The 15,121-nt window shown below is 57.2% G+C and carries 12 protein-coding genes; 10 read left to right on the top strand and 2 right to left on the bottom strand.

Annotated features, from left to right (window positions below; all coding sequences use genetic code 11):
- Positions 1–176: 176 nt before the first annotated feature.
- The 5 genes from L1A08_RS02775 (at position 177) to L1A08_RS02755 (ending at position 5,276) form a co-directional block, all read left to right on the top strand.
- The gene (locus L1A08_RS02775) at positions 177–902 is read left to right on the top strand and encodes a PIG-L family deacetylase (RefSeq protein ID WP_390896842.1); all 726 of its coding nucleotides are present in this window, start codon (positions 177–179) and stop codon (positions 900–902) included.
- 253 nt (positions 903–1,155) lie between these two features.
- Entirely contained in the window at positions 1,156–1,896 is a 741-nt protein-coding gene (locus L1A08_RS02770; RefSeq protein ID WP_238753941.1) for a PP2C family protein-serine/threonine phosphatase, read from the top strand.
- A 56-nt stretch (positions 1,897–1,952) separates the two neighbouring features.
- Entirely contained in the window at positions 1,953–3,575 is a 1,623-nt protein-coding gene (locus L1A08_RS02765; RefSeq protein WP_238753938.1) for a hypothetical protein, read from the top strand.
- Between the two features lie 141 nt (positions 3,576–3,716).
- Positions 3,717–4,541 carry a hypothetical protein gene (locus tag L1A08_RS02760; protein ID WP_238753936.1) on the top strand — a complete coding sequence of 275 codons (825 nt, stop codon included), beginning with the start codon at positions 3,717–3,719 and terminating at the stop codon, positions 4,539–4,541.
- A 51-nt stretch (positions 4,542–4,592) separates the two neighbouring features.
- Positions 4,593–5,276: a hypothetical protein gene (locus tag L1A08_RS02755; protein ID WP_238753933.1), complete on the top strand. Its 684-nt coding sequence runs from the start codon at positions 4,593–4,595 to the stop codon at positions 5,274–5,276.
- A gap of 95 nt (positions 5,277–5,371) precedes the next feature.
- Here the strand turns inward: L1A08_RS02755 and L1A08_RS02750 are convergent, their stop codons facing one another.
- Complete coding sequence (locus tag L1A08_RS02750; protein WP_238753931.1) at positions 5,372–6,043, bottom strand: response regulator transcription factor; 672 nt, start codon at positions 6,041–6,043, stop codon at positions 5,372–5,374.
- Between the two features lie 613 nt (positions 6,044–6,656).
- On the opposite strand from L1A08_RS02750, the gene L1A08_RS02745 reads away from it, so the two are divergent.
- The 4 genes from L1A08_RS02745 to L1A08_RS02730 all read left to right on the top strand — a co-directional run bounded on the left by L1A08_RS02745 (position 6,657) and on the right by L1A08_RS02730 (position 12,710).
- Complete coding sequence (locus tag L1A08_RS02745; RefSeq protein WP_238753929.1) at positions 6,657–7,022, top strand: response regulator; 366 nt, start codon at positions 6,657–6,659, stop codon at positions 7,020–7,022.
- A gap of 78 nt (positions 7,023–7,100) precedes the next feature.
- Positions 7,101–9,050 carry a sensor domain-containing diguanylate cyclase gene (locus L1A08_RS02740; RefSeq protein ID WP_238753927.1) on the top strand — a complete coding sequence of 650 codons (1,950 nt, stop codon included), beginning with the start codon at positions 7,101–7,103 and terminating at the stop codon, positions 9,048–9,050.
- Between the two features lie 138 nt (positions 9,051–9,188).
- Positions 9,189–10,889, top strand: a complete 1,701-nt coding sequence (locus tag L1A08_RS02735) for a sodium:proton antiporter (protein WP_238753925.1) — start codon at positions 9,189–9,191, stop codon at positions 10,887–10,889.
- Between the two features lie 153 nt (positions 10,890–11,042).
- Entirely contained in the window at positions 11,043–12,710 is a 1,668-nt protein-coding gene (locus L1A08_RS02730) for a SpoIIE family protein phosphatase (protein ID WP_238753923.1), read from the top strand.
- Between the two features lie 188 nt (positions 12,711–12,898).
- Here the strand turns inward: L1A08_RS02730 and L1A08_RS02725 are convergent, their stop codons facing one another.
- Positions 12,899–13,120 carry a hypothetical protein gene (locus L1A08_RS02725; protein ID WP_238753921.1) on the bottom strand — a complete coding sequence of 74 codons (222 nt, stop codon included), beginning with the start codon at positions 13,118–13,120 and terminating at the stop codon, positions 12,899–12,901.
- A gap of 382 nt (positions 13,121–13,502) precedes the next feature.
- On the opposite strand from L1A08_RS02725, the gene L1A08_RS02720 reads away from it, so the two are divergent.
- The gene (locus tag L1A08_RS02720; RefSeq protein WP_238753919.1) at positions 13,503–15,101 is read left to right on the top strand and encodes a sulfatase family protein; all 1,599 of its coding nucleotides are present in this window, start codon (positions 13,503–13,505) and stop codon (positions 15,099–15,101) included.
- Positions 15,102–15,121 lie beyond the last annotated feature (20 nt).

The following is a 15,121-nucleotide window of genomic DNA, read 5'->3' as shown; positions in this document are numbered from 1 at the left end:
TTTCGAGAGTCGCGCGGATTCTATGGATGTGTACGTTTGATCGTTTCTGGCGGTGAGGATCGGCTTCGGTTGTGTCGGAGTGCGTTCCGCTATAATGCGATTCCCGCACGCTGGACGAACCGAATCTCTTGTTCAGCGACGCTTTTACGGTTTCACCGAACGGAAACGAGGATGTGATGCAGGAACTTCCGGAACCGCTGGACGTGATCGCCGTGGGTGCCCACCCGGACGATGTCGAGATTGGTTGTGGCGGCACGCTGGCGATGCTGGCCAGACAGGGATACCGCGTCGGCATCGTCGATTTGACCGACGGAGAGCCAACGCCGCTCAGCCCCGGACCGGAAGTTCGCCTGGCCGAGGCCCGGAAAGCAGCGGAGATCCTCGGGATCGCCGTTCGGGAGATTCTCGATCTGCCCAATCGGCGACTCTTCGACTCCTACGAAGCGCGAATCGCACTGGCGAAGGTGTTTCGTCGCTACCGGCCGAAGATTGTGCTTGGAATCGCCGACAAAACCCCGCTCGCGTCACCGGACCACTGGCAGGCCGTTCAGATCACCGATGCAGCCGTGTTCTATTCCCGACTGACGAAATGGGATGGGGAATTCGATGGCCTGCCCGTTCATACCGTCTCGAAGCAACTCTGGTATCCGCTGGGATTGCGACGCATGCCCTATCCGGAAGGTTCGCGGCACTTTGTAACGGATATCTCCGATGTGCTCGATGTGAAACTGAAAGCGATTCGTGCTTACGAGACGCAGTTTCCCGAGTCGAAAGCCCATGTGTTTGAGATGGTGGAGAGTCAGGCCCGCTTCTTCGGGGCGGCTGCGGAGTACTCGGCCGGCGAGATGCTGATCAGTCCGATGGTTCTGGGGGTACGCGATTTGATGAAGTCGCTGCTGTAGAGCCAGACCAGCGCTGGTGTTTCTGAGTTTCTCCCCGCTTTCCCCGGAGGCGGAGCCGTCGACACGGACGGAGCGACTCCCGGAATATGTAAGCAACTCTAAGTTGCGTTCGGTTGGCCAGTTAGTCAGAATGCCTGTTGTTCGCCCGCTGCAGGCGTTTTCTGGATTCTTCTCCGATCCAACCTGTCGCCGAGCGATGTCGACCGGCGAACGTCGAACGATAGAATCCGCACTGCCAAGTAGTCATATCATTATGCCTGACCTCCGATTCGGCCAACTGAGTATCACGGGTAACTTCAGGAAGAACAACGAAGATAATCTTCACGTCGACCCGGAAAAGCGGTTCTTCATCGTCGCCGATGGGATGGGGGGCCAGAGTGCCGGTGAGAAAGCCAGTCAGTTGGCTGTCGAACTGGTTTCCAAGAAGCTCAACGATCTGATTGACTTCATCGACGACACCGATGAACAGATCCACCACGCCATCGATGAGGCGGTCGGCAACGCAAATGCCGAGATCATGGCTCTCGGGCGGATTGATCCCGAACTGCACAACATGGGCACCACGATCGTGCTTCTGGTCTGGGTCGCCGACACGTTTTATGTCGGCAACGTAGGCGACAGTCGGGCGTATCGTCTGCAGAACGGCCAGTTCGAGCAGCTGACAAAAGATCATTCGCTCACGCAGGCTCTGCTGGAAGCCGGCACAATTAACGCCGAAGAGGCGCGCTCGCATCGCTACAAGAACGTCCTGTATCGTTACCTCGGCTCCAAAGAAGGGGGCGAAGGGGTCACAATGGCCGACGTGCCGGTCCGCACCGGAGAACGTTTCCTGCTCTGCACCGATGGCGTGACCGATGGACTGTCTGACGAAGAACTGCAAAAGGTTCTTGAGGAAGAAAGCGATCCTCAGAAAGCCGCCGACGCGGTGATCCTCGCTGCCCAGAAGGGCGGCTCGCGCGACAACATCACCTGTATCGTGCTCGACGTCGTTTAATTCCCGCTGCGGTCGCACTTGCGTCATTGGATACTCGCGAAACGGACTGCCGCATCGTGTTAGCTTCAGATCGACCGGCAGATACTGCGAAGACAGAATCAACCTCGCGTTTCGTCTGGTTGTCTGTTGCCGGCGTCATCGCGATGACGTTGCTGCAGGTCGTTGTGCTGAGTCTCACATCCCTTCCTCTGGGGGTTCCGGGCGAGTGGACCTGGCCGCGAATCGATGAAGCTTCTCCGCAGATCATCGAGCTCATCGTCGCTTCCGTCCTGCTGGCAGCCCTCGGTGGGCTAACGTTCTGGGGACTGCGATTCTTCCGCGAAGAGCGAAAAGACGATCGCGTGATTCGCGCGGGGTGCCTGGCTGGCATGGTCGTGCTGGCGTTCCTGATGATCGGCGCGGTTCGCTCGATTCCGATCGGAATTCACGGCACGGCGGGAACGACCTGGGTCACGTACTATCCGCGCATGTCGGGTTACTACACCGAAGCGATGAAGGAAGACCGTTCGACCGGAGAGTTTCTGGCCGGGTACGAGCAGGTTGTTCGTGAGGGAGACTTTCTTCATCAGGGGACACATCCACCCGGGTTGATTCTCTACTTTAGAGGACTCAAAGGACTCTGCCGAACGTTTCCCGCGTTGACCTCCAGGATACTCGCGATGGAGTCGCCAGCACTCTCGGAGGGGCTGAACGTTCTCGATCAACTGTCGAACGCCGGCCCGTTTGCATTCGGACGCATTGATCGAGCGGTACTGGTCCTGAACCTGTGGGTGACCGAGTTCCTGGCCGCGTTGACGGTCGTGCCGATCGCTTTGCTGGTCAGCCGGTTCTGGGGACTTGGGGCAGGGTGGCTGTCGGCGGGGTTCTGGCCGCTCGTACCAGCGCTGGCGCTCTTTCTGCCCAAGTCCGATCTGCTGCTGCCGGTCTTTGGCACAACAACAGTCCTGCTGTGGATCCTGGCCGTGCAGAAACGAAGTTTTGTGAGCGCCTTTCTAGCCGGAGTTGTTCTCTGGCTCGGGCTCATGATCTCGCTGGCACTGCTCGTAGTCCCGGTCATCCTGTCTGCGTACATGATGGCTTCGCTGCCGGCACGAGGCTGCAAGGTATTCGGTCCGGAACGAGCATCGATTCGTCGGCTCGCTGGCGGAATGTCGCCGGCCCTGATCGTCACAGCCGGGGCGGGGGTCATTCTGCCCTGCATGATCCTGTGGGGACTGACCGATGCGAATCTCTTTACCATCTGGTGGCTGAACCTGCAGAATCATGCCGCGTTCTACGATCATAACCCAAGAACCTGGTGGAAGTGGCTTGGGGTCAATCCTTTCGAGCTGGCCTTCGGGCTCGGACCGGCGGTCAGTATTCTTGCGTTCGGAAGTCTTGTCCTGGCGGTTCGCAGCCGCCTGCGAAGTGAAGGGGAGGCGTTCATCGTGGGTGTAGTCGCGGTGTGGGCGCTGCTCTGGCTGAGCGGAAAGAACATGGGAGAAGCGGCCCGACTCTGGATCTTTCTGATGCCACTGTTCGTGGCTTGCGGCGGATTGCTGTTTGCCAGATTGCAGGCGTGCACCGGAAATCGCGGACTGGTACGAAGCTGGGGCATTTACCTGCTTTGTCAGTTCGCCGTGGTGGTTGTCACCGTTTCAGGAATTGACGGCTTCGACTTTTCCACATTCCTGAAATAGGCGACGGCACCGGCATATTCTCTGCCGGGTTTGCGGATTGCAACGGGACTGACGGTTTCTCTGAAGAGAACCGCCCCGGGGATCGATATTGCCCACCAGGCACTCCCCACCGCATTCTCTCCTGCAAGCTACTCTTCTGGTATGAGACTCATCCTGCCGACCCTGATATTCGGACTGCTCGCCTTCGCCGGCTGTGCGGAAGAAGAGCGTCTGTTCCATGAAGTGAAGCATCCGCGGGAAATTCTGAAGGCTGCCGAAGTCAATCAGTATCTGAAGATCGTCAACGAGCTGCCCCACAAACAGCTTCCGCCACTCCCGCCGCTGTTCTCGCAGGTGCCGCGATGGGATGCGGATCGCGAGCTTTCCGTGCAGGGACTCGTGAACGAAGAACGCAAACGCAGCGGGCGGCAATGGCTGTCGGAATCGGTTCTCGTCGAGTTGAAAGCGGACCGCTGGTTGCAGAAGGTGCTGGAGAACAACGATCTGTCGACCGAACAGTTCCTTGGTCTGGCGGAGACGATCTGCACTGCCGCGGCTCGGACGCGTTTTCCGGAAGTCGACGAGCTACGCCGCACCGTGCATCATGGCCAGGCCGAGATCTCGGACCTGCAACAGCGAGAAGAGGTTTTCTCCGCCCTTCCGCCGGAAGATCAGTATGAAGTCCTCCGCCAGGCTGCATGGCTCGCCCGCGTCGATCGCGCTCAGGATCTGCTGGCCGTTCCGGACGAGAACGTGGCCCTGCTTGAACGGCACTGGGATGTGATCGAACCGTTTCTTCCGCAGGAAGTGAAGCAGGATCCGCTGGCAGACATCGTCGATGTGCTGCAGGAGTTCGGGATCCCCTTCGAGGAACTTCCGGGGACCGGGTCGGATGCGGATCTGGTCTGGTCGCCCGATGAAGGGGACGCTATCGTCGGTCACTCGGCCCGTTCAAAAGCGATCGAGATCAACGAAGTTTCTTATTGAGTTGCGTGCACGGAAGCGCAGCCGGATTGAATCTCCAGTAATGGCGGAGCCATGGAAACGACTCTCCACCAGCAGCTAAAAGCCTGGTACAGCCCGGATGCGTCGTTGTACGAGCAGCAGCTCGGCTCGTATCGAATTGACGTTCTGGAATCCGACCGTGTGATCGAGATTCAGTGCAGTTCCCTGGCCGCGATCCGCGATAAGATCCGGACACTGTCGGCCAGTCACGACGTGACTCTCGTCAAGCCAGTGATCCGCCGGCGGATGATTCAGCGACAGCGATATTCTCAGGTCCTGGGACGCCGGCTCTCACCGAAGGTCGGAGACTGGCTCGATGTCTTCGAAGAATTCGTGCACTTTGTCACGGTGTTTCCTCAGCCCCGTCTGACACTCGATCTGGTGATGGTCGATGTGGAGGAGATTCGTCGTCCTCCGCGGCGGCGCTGCCGAAAGGGGTACCGGGTCGAAGACCGTAAGCTGCTCGAAGTCGTCGAGACCAGGTCGCTGCGTAGCGGGGCGGATCTTTACTCACTGCTGCCAGCGCCTCTTCCCCAGAGATTCACAACTGCTGACATCGCGAAAACTCTACAGCAACCACGCTGGGTGGCTCAGAAGATTGCCTATTGTCTGCGTGAATGCGACGCTGCCGGTGTGGTCGGGAAGATCGGCAATGCTATTCAGTATGAGCGGACCGATGACATCGCCGATCGTCCGGGCTGCGATGTGGCTGCTTAAGGGCGATCGTTCTCCGGGATCGAACAATCTTCGGCCTCAAGCGCGCCCGGGACGGCTGCACCGCGGTTGAGTGGATTGCTCGCGGAGATGACTCTCTACGCCTCGATCAATCCTTCACGAATGGCATAACGGGCGAGACGAACGCGATCGTTGAGTTTCAGCTTCTTCATGATGCGATACTTGTGACTGTCGACCGACTTGGCCGACAGATGCATCATCGAAGCGATTTCCTTGACGGAGAACCCTTCGGCAAGCAGACAGAGAACCTCGCGCTGACGATTAGTGAGGCCATCTTCCCCGGCTCGACTCTCCTGAAGCTGCTCGATGTTCTGCACGGCGTTGGTGACCAGCTCTGAGCGATAGGTGGCACCCAGGCAAACGCTATGCAGGCAACGATAAATCACATGAGGGGAGTCAGCTCGTGTAATCACCCCGGCTGGGTGTTTGCTCAGCAGTGAACTGACCGACGAGGGGTCATCCACATCGGTCAGCAGCACCACGATGCGGTGAGGCGCGCCGAATGCCTTGATCTGCTCCACGATGTCGCTGGAAGCCGTCGATCCCCAGCGGTCCACGAGAAGGAGGACTGTTTCCGAAGCCTCGCGTGCGATCTGCAACACCCGCGGAAGCCCGTGGGCGACGTCGATCTGCTCGAAGAGCCCCCATTCCTTAACCAGAGCTCGAATTGCTTCGCAGACGAAGGGGTTGGGATCGGCGATAAGGAGCGATTCTCCGCCTGTCTCCCGTATTTTTCTACTATCAATCATGAACGTTGGCCCTCCGCTCATCTGTCCTAAGGCCCCCATGGCCTCGCCGCTGTCGGTCCGCCATGGACCGGCTGATACTCTAATAGTTCGGAATATTACACGAATGAACTTCGTGAATGTTCAGTATGAGTTTCCTGCTATGACAGGGCATGTCATAGCTATTGGGCTAATTCACCTTTAGTCCGCCGGGGATTCGACTCATCCCCCGCTCCCCCTTCCATTTTGTGCACTTCTGATAATAACGATTTTGCGGGAAGGCAAGGCCACAGACGGTACGGATCGGTATTTATGCCGATGGGGGATGTGTCGATTTATCGCCATGTATTCATCTTTGGGGGCTTCTTTCCCTCAGGTATTTCCCTGTAGTTGAAATTACTTGTGTCAATTTGCCGCAGGCGGGATATGGTGGCAGTTGTTCACCCCACGGCGGTCTTTCAGAGACGTAAGTCATTCACCCGACCGCTGTTTTGATCCGACGCCGATGTTTTCCTTCAACACCGTGGAAAAAAAGCGACGTCGCCCGAGTTTTGACCTAGGTTTGAATGATACGTTCTGCACGGGGCAGGTCCCAAGGCGTGCAGGCCGGCAAATTCATTCGGAAGAGGTCAATCCCATGAGAGTCCTGCTCGTCGATCGGTCGCAAGCCTGGCGATCCCTGGAACAGTGGTGTTTCGAGGAACTTGGTATCCGCACTGTTGTCGCCACCGACAGCAACGCCACCGCGTGGAATCTGTATCAGGACCAGAACTTCGACATCGTGTTTATCGATGTCGACTGGGCTGACCCGACTGCTTTGGAACTGATTCGTCAGGTTCGCGCCGAACAGGCCGAGTTGCCGATCATTCTGCTGACCAGTGAGGCGGACCTGAGCCATCTTGTTGGCGGTCTGCGAGCTGGAATCAGCGACTACCTCGTCAAACCCTGTCGTCCGGGCATGATGCGGGACAAGCTGTCGCGCTGGGCCGGATGCTTCGCCTGAAACTACTTAAAGCGGACCTCCGCCGACTCGACCCCATAATAACTCATTCTGATTCGTTTTGCTTTCAGGAACAGTAAGATGTTTGATGCCGAAAAGATCTGGAAATCAACCACGCTTCCGACGTTGCCGGCTGTCGCCGTGCGTCTGCTGGAGCTGGCTCGGGATCCCGAAACCGAGATGACCCAGATCGTCGATCTGATCAAAACCGATCCGGCCATCGCGAGCCGGATCCTGCAGGCGACCAATTCGGCGTTCTTCAGTTTCTCGTCGAAGGTCAACTCGATCGACCGAGCCGTTCCGTTGCTGGGAACGACCGTCGTCACTTCGCTCGCGCTGAGTTTCAGCCTGGCCAGTGAATCGATCAGTTCCGGTCCGCTGCAGGACTATTACCGCAGTTACTGGAAGCAGTCGATCGTTCATGCGGCCGCGGGCGAAACGATTGGCAAGCGTTGTCAGGCAGGACTGGAGTGCGAATACTTCCTGGCCGGGTTGCTCGTTGATATTGGTCGGCTTGCCATGCTCAAGGCGATTTCCCGCGAATACTATCCGGTGCTCGTGACGAGCGAATCACAGGCCCGTCCGTTGTTCGAAGTCGAGCACGAGTTTCTCGGTCTGGATCACTCCCAGGTGGCGTGCCGCCTTATGGAAAAATGGGGTCTGCCCGAGAACCTGATGAACGGCGTTCGAATGCAGAACTTCTCTGTCGAGACACTTTTCGAACAGCTGCAGCCGGGGACCCATTCGCTCGAAGCGGCCATTGTTCTGTCGAATGCCGTGGGCGACTACTTTATGTCCCCCGTCCCCGGAAAATCGATTCAGCGAATCCGCCAGATGGCCGAACATTTCTTCAACATGAAGGGGGCAGAAGTTGACCGCTTCCTGCAGGAAGTCCGTCAGCGTGTCGATGATGCCGGGAGCCTGTTCGCCATCGACATGAGTGACATCAATGATCCCGGCGAAATCATGTCGCAGGCCAATCAACAGCTGCTCGAACTCACGATGCGGGCTCAGAGTGAGACTCTGCTGGCAAGCGAACGACAGAAACAGATTGAACGTGAAAAGCAGCAGCTCGAGAGCCGCAATGCGGAACTGCAGCAGAAAGCCACCCGCGATCCGCTGACCGGGATCTTCAATCGCGCTCATTTCGACGAGTCCATGAAAAACGCGTCCCGGGAAGCCAGCGACCGTTGTTCGGCGATCTGCGTGATGTTCATGGACATCGACAAGTTCAAGGTTCTCAACGACACCTACGGTCACAAATTCGGCGACGATGTTCTGAAGCAGTTCACCAAAGTGGTCTCTCGGAGCCTGCGTCAGTCGGACGTCTTCTGCCGCTACGGCGGTGAAGAGTTTGTTGTCATCGTTCATCGGCCGACCGAGAAGGGCGTCGAGAAGCTGGCCGAACGAGTTCGTGCAGCCATCGAACGCGAAGATTTCCTGTTCGACGGGAAACGGGTTCCGGTCACGTCGAGCTTCGGAACCGCTCTGGGGATGCCAGGTCGGAAGGACTACAACTTCGGTGAGCAGCTTCTGCTGCAGGCCGATGAAGCTCTGTACGATTCCAAGAAGAACGGTCGTAACCAGGTCCACCATCGTTGCCTGATGAACTCCGAAGAACGCGAGATGATCAAGGCCGTCAACGGTTTGAAGTTCAGCCGCTGGCTGGTCTCCAAAGAGATTCTCGACATCCCGACGGTCTCACGGATTCTGCTTCAGGTTCCGCCCGACCAACGGTCTCTTGGAGAACTCGCCGTCGACCTGAAGATGCTCGAGCCCCTCGATATTGAGGCTCTGGCTGAAATGCAGAATCAGGGTCGGAACCAGCGATTCGGCGAACTGGCCGTCGAAACGGGTCTCCTGACACAGACCCAGCTCTATCTGCTGCTCTCCTTCCAGATTGAACCGCCGGATCGACTGATGAACGCCCTTACGGCTAACTCGCTGTTCTCGGCCGAACGCAGCCGGGAGCTCTGCAATCAGTTCATGAAAACGATTCCCGCGGAGTCGATTCCGGTTGCGATCGTCTGAGGAAGCAAACCGTAACATTCTCTTCCGGCATCACTTGACGGAATTCAGATATATCAGATGATTCGCACCCTCTGATCGAGGAGGCAGGCTCTACTGCCGCGCGGAACTACCTAGCAGGATGTGGAGACGAGGTTCGGGATGGAACAGGCGCACAATACCCTGGAATCGCAACGAAAACTGAAGAGGCAGGGCATCTTCAGTGTGCTGCTCATGATTTGTGCGTTGGGAGCATGGGTTGGCTACGAAGTGAGCCAGCCTCCCGCTGCTCACCATGGCGAACATCCCAATATTGAGCCTTCGATCACAACTGGCGAGGAAACGCCCGCCACGCCGGAAGATACCGCAGACGCAAAAGACGAAGCGCACGTGGAGGATCATCCCGATCACGACGCCCATGATGGAACCGAAGAAGGGGCTCATAGCGAGGAACATGCGGAAGGCCATCCGGACGAGGCTCATGCGGATGAACATGCCGGCGAGGAGCATGCCGAAGAACACCATGTTCCAGCAGCTTACAGCGTGTTGCCGTTCGTTGCCCTGTTGCTCTGTATTGCCATTCTTCCCCTGTTTCATAAGACCGAGCACTGGTGGGAAAGCAATCTGCACCGGTTTCTGGTGGCTGCAGGGCTGGGGGTAATTACCCTGGCCTACTACGCCTTCATCTTCGGTCACGGCGTGCACGACCACATCGACCATACCGTTTCTGATCCGGGAATCCCTGCTGCGATCACGGTTCTCAAGAATGCCTTGATGGCCGAGTATATTCCGTTCATTACGCTGCTTTTCAGCCTGTATGTGATTACCGGCGGAATCGCCATCGAGACCCGACTGGTTGGCAAGCCGTATGTCAACACCGCGCTGATTGGTCTGGGAGCACTCCTGGCCAGCTTCGTGGGAACGACGGGAGCAGCCATGCTGCTGATTCGTCCGCTGCTGGCCGCTAATGGCAAGCGGACCCATGTCGCTCATACGGTCATCTTCTTCATCTTCGCCGTTTGCAACACAGGCGGTTGCCTCCTGCCGATCGGCGATCCGCCGTTGTTCCTCGGTTTTTTGCGAGGCGTCGATTTCTTCTGGACGCTGAATCTGTGGCGCGAATGGCTGTTCGTCAACATCGCGATCCTGATTGTCTACTTCATCTACGACAGGTTCATGGTCCGCAAGGAAGAGGCCAAAGCGTTTGTCGTCGAGGAAAACGGCAACTCCAACTTTGCAATGTATGGCAAGATCAACCTGCTGTGGCTGGTTGGAATCGTCGCCTGCGTGGCCACGCTCGATCCGTCCAAGCCGTTCCCCGGCACCGACTGGCACGCCCCGATGTATTTTCGAGAAGTGCTAATGTTCACGCTCACGTTGCTCTCGCTGGTGACGACGCCGAGCCAGATTCGTCAGAAGAACGCGTTCAACTACGCGGCAATCCTCGAAGTCGCCGCCCTGTTCTCCGGAATCTTTGTCTGCATGCAGCCTCCGGTTCAGATTCTGAATGTCTACGGAAAGACGCTCGGCTTCGATACGCCGATGAAGTTCTTCTGGGGTACGGGAACGCTGTCCAGCTTCCTCGACAATGCTCCGACCTACGTGGTGTTCTTTGAGACGGCCAAGACCATGGAGCCCGTCGGCAATACCGTGGCCGGAGTTTCCGAGATCTTCCTGGTCGCGATCAGCCTCGGAGCCGTGTTCATGGGAGCGATGACCTACATCGGCAACGGGCCGAACTTCATGGTGAAGGCGATCGCTGAGAAGAATAACATCCGCATGCCGAGCTTCTTCGGGTACATGATCTACAGCGTCGCGGTCCTCGTCCCGATCTTCCTCGTGACGACCCTGATCTTCTTTTAGGACGGCTTTCCAGACCCACTCGAAGGTTGGCATCTGATTTCTGAACGTTTGAATTGGATGACAGGCTGGAACCGGTTAGACTCCTGACATCGAAAAGCGCAGCCTCGCTGTTTGCTGAAGGTCGAAGTTCCTGGACTCGAATCGAGCGTCCCTATGCCCAGTCTGGTCATTCTGCAGAGCGGAAAAGCCATCACTCACACCCTTCCGGATCAGGATGTCGTCATCGGTCGACTTCCGGAATGCGATCTGCAACTCGATTCCAATATGGTTTCGCGGAGACATGCGAAGATCTCTCGCGGGCCGAAAGGACTGCAGCTCGAAGATCTGGGAAGCGGGAACGGCACGTTCCTGAACGGCAAGAAGATCGACGAGGCTGTCGCCCTCGTTCACGGGGATCGGTTGAAACTCGGCCCGATTCTGCTGCGATTTGAAGACGCGGCGACCGCAAAGACTCAGCCGGAAGTCCAGGCCATCGCCGATGACGACGAATTCGATATCGACGTCGGGACCGAACAGGACACCGGCACGATCATGGGCACGGTCGACAACAGCTCGGGATTCGGGCTGCTCGACGTTCGCCCCGAAGTCAAACTCAAGTCGATCATCGAGATCAGCCGGGCGCTGGCAGGCTCTCCCAATCTGGAAACGCTCCTGCCCAAGATTCTCGATACGCTCTTCAACATCTTTCCGCACGCCGACCGCGGTTGCATTCTCATTAGAGACGAAGCGACCGGGAAGATGATTCCCCGCGCGATCAAGCATCGTCACCATTCCGGCGACGAGACAGTCAAACTAAGCCGAACGATCATGAATGCGGTGATCGAAGAGAAGAAGGGGATTCTTTCTGCCGACGCCGCCACCGATTCCCGCTTCGAGGCGAGTGAATCGATCTCCAATCTCACCATCCGGTCGATGATGTGCGTCCCGCTGCTCAACCTGGAAGGGGAGCCGATGGGGATCATCAATATCGACACCCAGAACCCGGTCAGCCAGTTTCGGCAGGAAGATCTCGACTTGCTTCTGGCGGTCGCGGGGCAGGCGGCACTGGCTTATGAGTCGACCCGTCTGATGGTGAGTTACGCGGAGAAACAGAAGCAGGACAACGAGATGCGGATTGCTCGCAACGTGCAGCAGGCTCTGCTGCCCAGCGAGTTTCCCGAGGTCGCCGGCTACGAATTCTATGCCTCGTATGAAGCCGCTCAGGAAGTCGGCGGCGATTACTATGACATCGTTCAACTCGACGATGATCATTTCTTCCTGGCGTTTGGCGATGTCGCCGGGAAAGGCGTTCCGGCGGCTCTGGTCATGTCGCGGCTCTCAAGCGTTGTTCGCAGCACGGTCAGCTTCACCAAAGACGCCTGCGTCGTGATGGGGGAGATCAACAATCACATGTGTGCGAAGGCGGTCGAAGGTCGATTCGTCACCTTTGTGATCATTCTCCTCAACGTCCGCGAACACACGATGACCGTCGTGAATGCCGGTCATATGTCGCCGATGATTCTCAAGCCGGACAAGACAATCGAAGAATTGCCGGACGAGACTGTCGGGATTCCGATCGGCGTGCTGGAAGATTATCCGTACGAGGTCATTCAGCGATCGATCGAGCCGGGCGAGATCGTCACCATTTACACCGACGGCGTCAGCGAAGCGATGGATCCCCAGAATGAACTGTATGGGATGGAGCATCTTCGCTCATTCATTCAGTCGGCTCCATCGAACGCGACGGATCTGGGCAAAGCCGTGCTCGCCGATGTGAAACGTCACGCAGCGGGCCGGCCGCAGAACGATGACATCACGCTGATGTCCTTCGGACGTACCTGAATCGAAGGCGAGACGCGAAAAAAAATATCCGGGTTCGCCTTGCAGCGGTCCCGGATATTTTCGTTTCACTCAGGCGCCGAGGTGGATCTAGAGCAATTTCAAAATTCGACTGCAGGCGTTTGCAGGAGCAAATTCAGCATGGCCGGGGGATGGCCGCCCATGCGACTGCAGGCGAAGCATGAAATGCTCTAGACCTGATGGGTGCAGCTCTCTCGTGACAGCAGGGCAAGCTGCTGCAACGTCGATGTATCATGTGAACCGAGCCGATCGTGTTCGAGAAAGGGCACGCGTCCCTGCTGGATCACCTGGATCAACTCACTACGTTCCATGGCGCGAATCTGATCCATCGTCAGATCGGCGACCGATTTCACAGAGTGGGTGAGCGGGGATTCCTGAACGGACGAGAACATGCCTTTTTTCTCCAGTAACGGTACGGTTTAAAAACGGGTGGGATCGCGGTGGTTGGCGATGAAGTGGATCGGACGGTCTGTCAGGCTGACGGACCGTGAGCTCGATCTGAACCCAGATTGAGCACGAGCCATGCCATTCGAGCGAAAGATCGTAGACCGTTCGTCTGCCAACCCCAGTCCTCTCTCTGGAAAAGGACACAGACTGCCTGAAAAAGGCTCGCCGACCAGCCGGAGAAATCCCGAAAGTTGCCGAGCGAACAGGCACGATGGCTTGTGATTCCCTGGCTGAACTGGGATCATCGTGGCCGTTGTGCGATCTTTTTCAGATCAATGACGAACCGACGCACTCAAAATTGTCGAAAATGCCAGGGAGACGTCATCAATGCATGTCAAATTTGCACTCTGTGCCCTGTTTGTACTCATAGCCGCACAGACGGCGGTCGCCGCAGACCGTCCCAATATCCTCTTCATCTTCACCGACGACCACGCTTCGCACGCCATCAGTGCTTACGGTTCGAAGATCAATCAGACGCCGAACCTCGACCGGATCGCCAACGAGGGGATGCGGTTCGATAACTGTTTTTGCACCAACTCGATCTGCGGTCCGTCGCGGGCAGTGATTCTGACTGGAAAGTACAGCCACAAGAACGGCTTCTATCAGAATGGGAACAAGTTCGACGGCACCCAGCCGACTTTCCCGAAGATGCTGCAGACGATCGGTTACGAGACCGCCGTCATTGGAAAGTGGCACCTCGGGGAGCACATGGAGCCGACCGGATTCAGCTATTCGGAAGTGCTGATCGGACAGGGGCCTTACTACAATCCGACGACGCTCCGGGATCCCAACGGCGACGGGAATCGTGAGCGAATCAAGTACACAGGGTACACGACAGATATCATCACCGATCTCGGTTTGACCTGGCTGAAGGAAGGTCGCGATGACGATCAGCCCTTCATGCTGATGCTGCAGCACAAGGCGCCGCATCGCGAATGGTGCCCGGGGCCGGACTATCTGACGATGTACGACGACGTCGAAATCCCGGAGCCGGACAACCTGTTCGACGACTATTCCGGGCGTGGCACCGCGGCTCGCACCCAGGACATGACCATCGAGAAAACGATGACTGAGCGAGACCTGAAACTGGTGCCGCCGCCTTATCTGAATGAAGAGCAGTTGAAAGTCTGGAACGAAGCCTACGAGCCGAAAAACAAGGCGTTTCGTGAAGCAAACTTGAAGGGCAAGGATCTCGTTCGTTGGAAGTATCAGCGGTACATCAAGGACTATCTTCGTTGTATCGCTTCGGTCGATGACAACGTCGGTCGTGTGCTCAACTATCTCGATGAGTCCGGTCTGGCCGAGAATACGATCGTGATTTACTCGTCCGACCAGGGATTCTACCTCGGCGATCACGGCTGGTTCGACAAGCGATTCATGTACGAAGAGTCGTACCGTCAGCCCCTGATGGCTCGCTGGCCGGGCAAGATCAAGCCGGGAAGCGTGAGCAAAGAGCTGGTTTCCAATGTCGATTTCGCGGAAACGTTTCTCGATGTGGCTGGACTTGATCCGACGAACGCGATGCAGGGAGCGAGCCTGCTGCCAATCGCGGAGGGGAACACTCCGGAAGACTGGCGGAAGGCCCACTATTACCACTACTACGAATTCATGGCCGATCGCCGCACCGCCCACATGGTCCGTCGGCACCGTGGCGTACGCACCGATCGTTACAAGCTCATTCACTTCTACAACCTGGGAGAATGGGAACTGTACGATCTGGAGAAGGATCCGCGCGAGATGAAGAGCGTTTATGGCGATTCCGAGTACGCCAACGTGCAAAAGGATCTTAAGCAGGCCCTGGCTCGTCTGACCGAGGAACTTGATGTTCCCGACGACAGTGGCTCGGTGCCGAAGGATCCGCCCAGTCTCAACCAGCCGGTTCGCAAGCGGAATCAAAAGCCGAAGCAGACCAGGGCGAAGTCGTAAACGAATCCCGAAAAAGGCCG

The sequence above is a fragment of the Rubinisphaera margarita genome, assembly GCF_022267515.1.
In the GTDB taxonomy this organism is placed as follows: Bacteria; Planctomycetota; Planctomycetia; order Planctomycetales; family Planctomycetaceae; genus Rubinisphaera; species Rubinisphaera margarita.
Note: the sequence above shows the minus strand (reverse complement) of the source record. Positions and strands in the feature narration are given on the sequence as shown.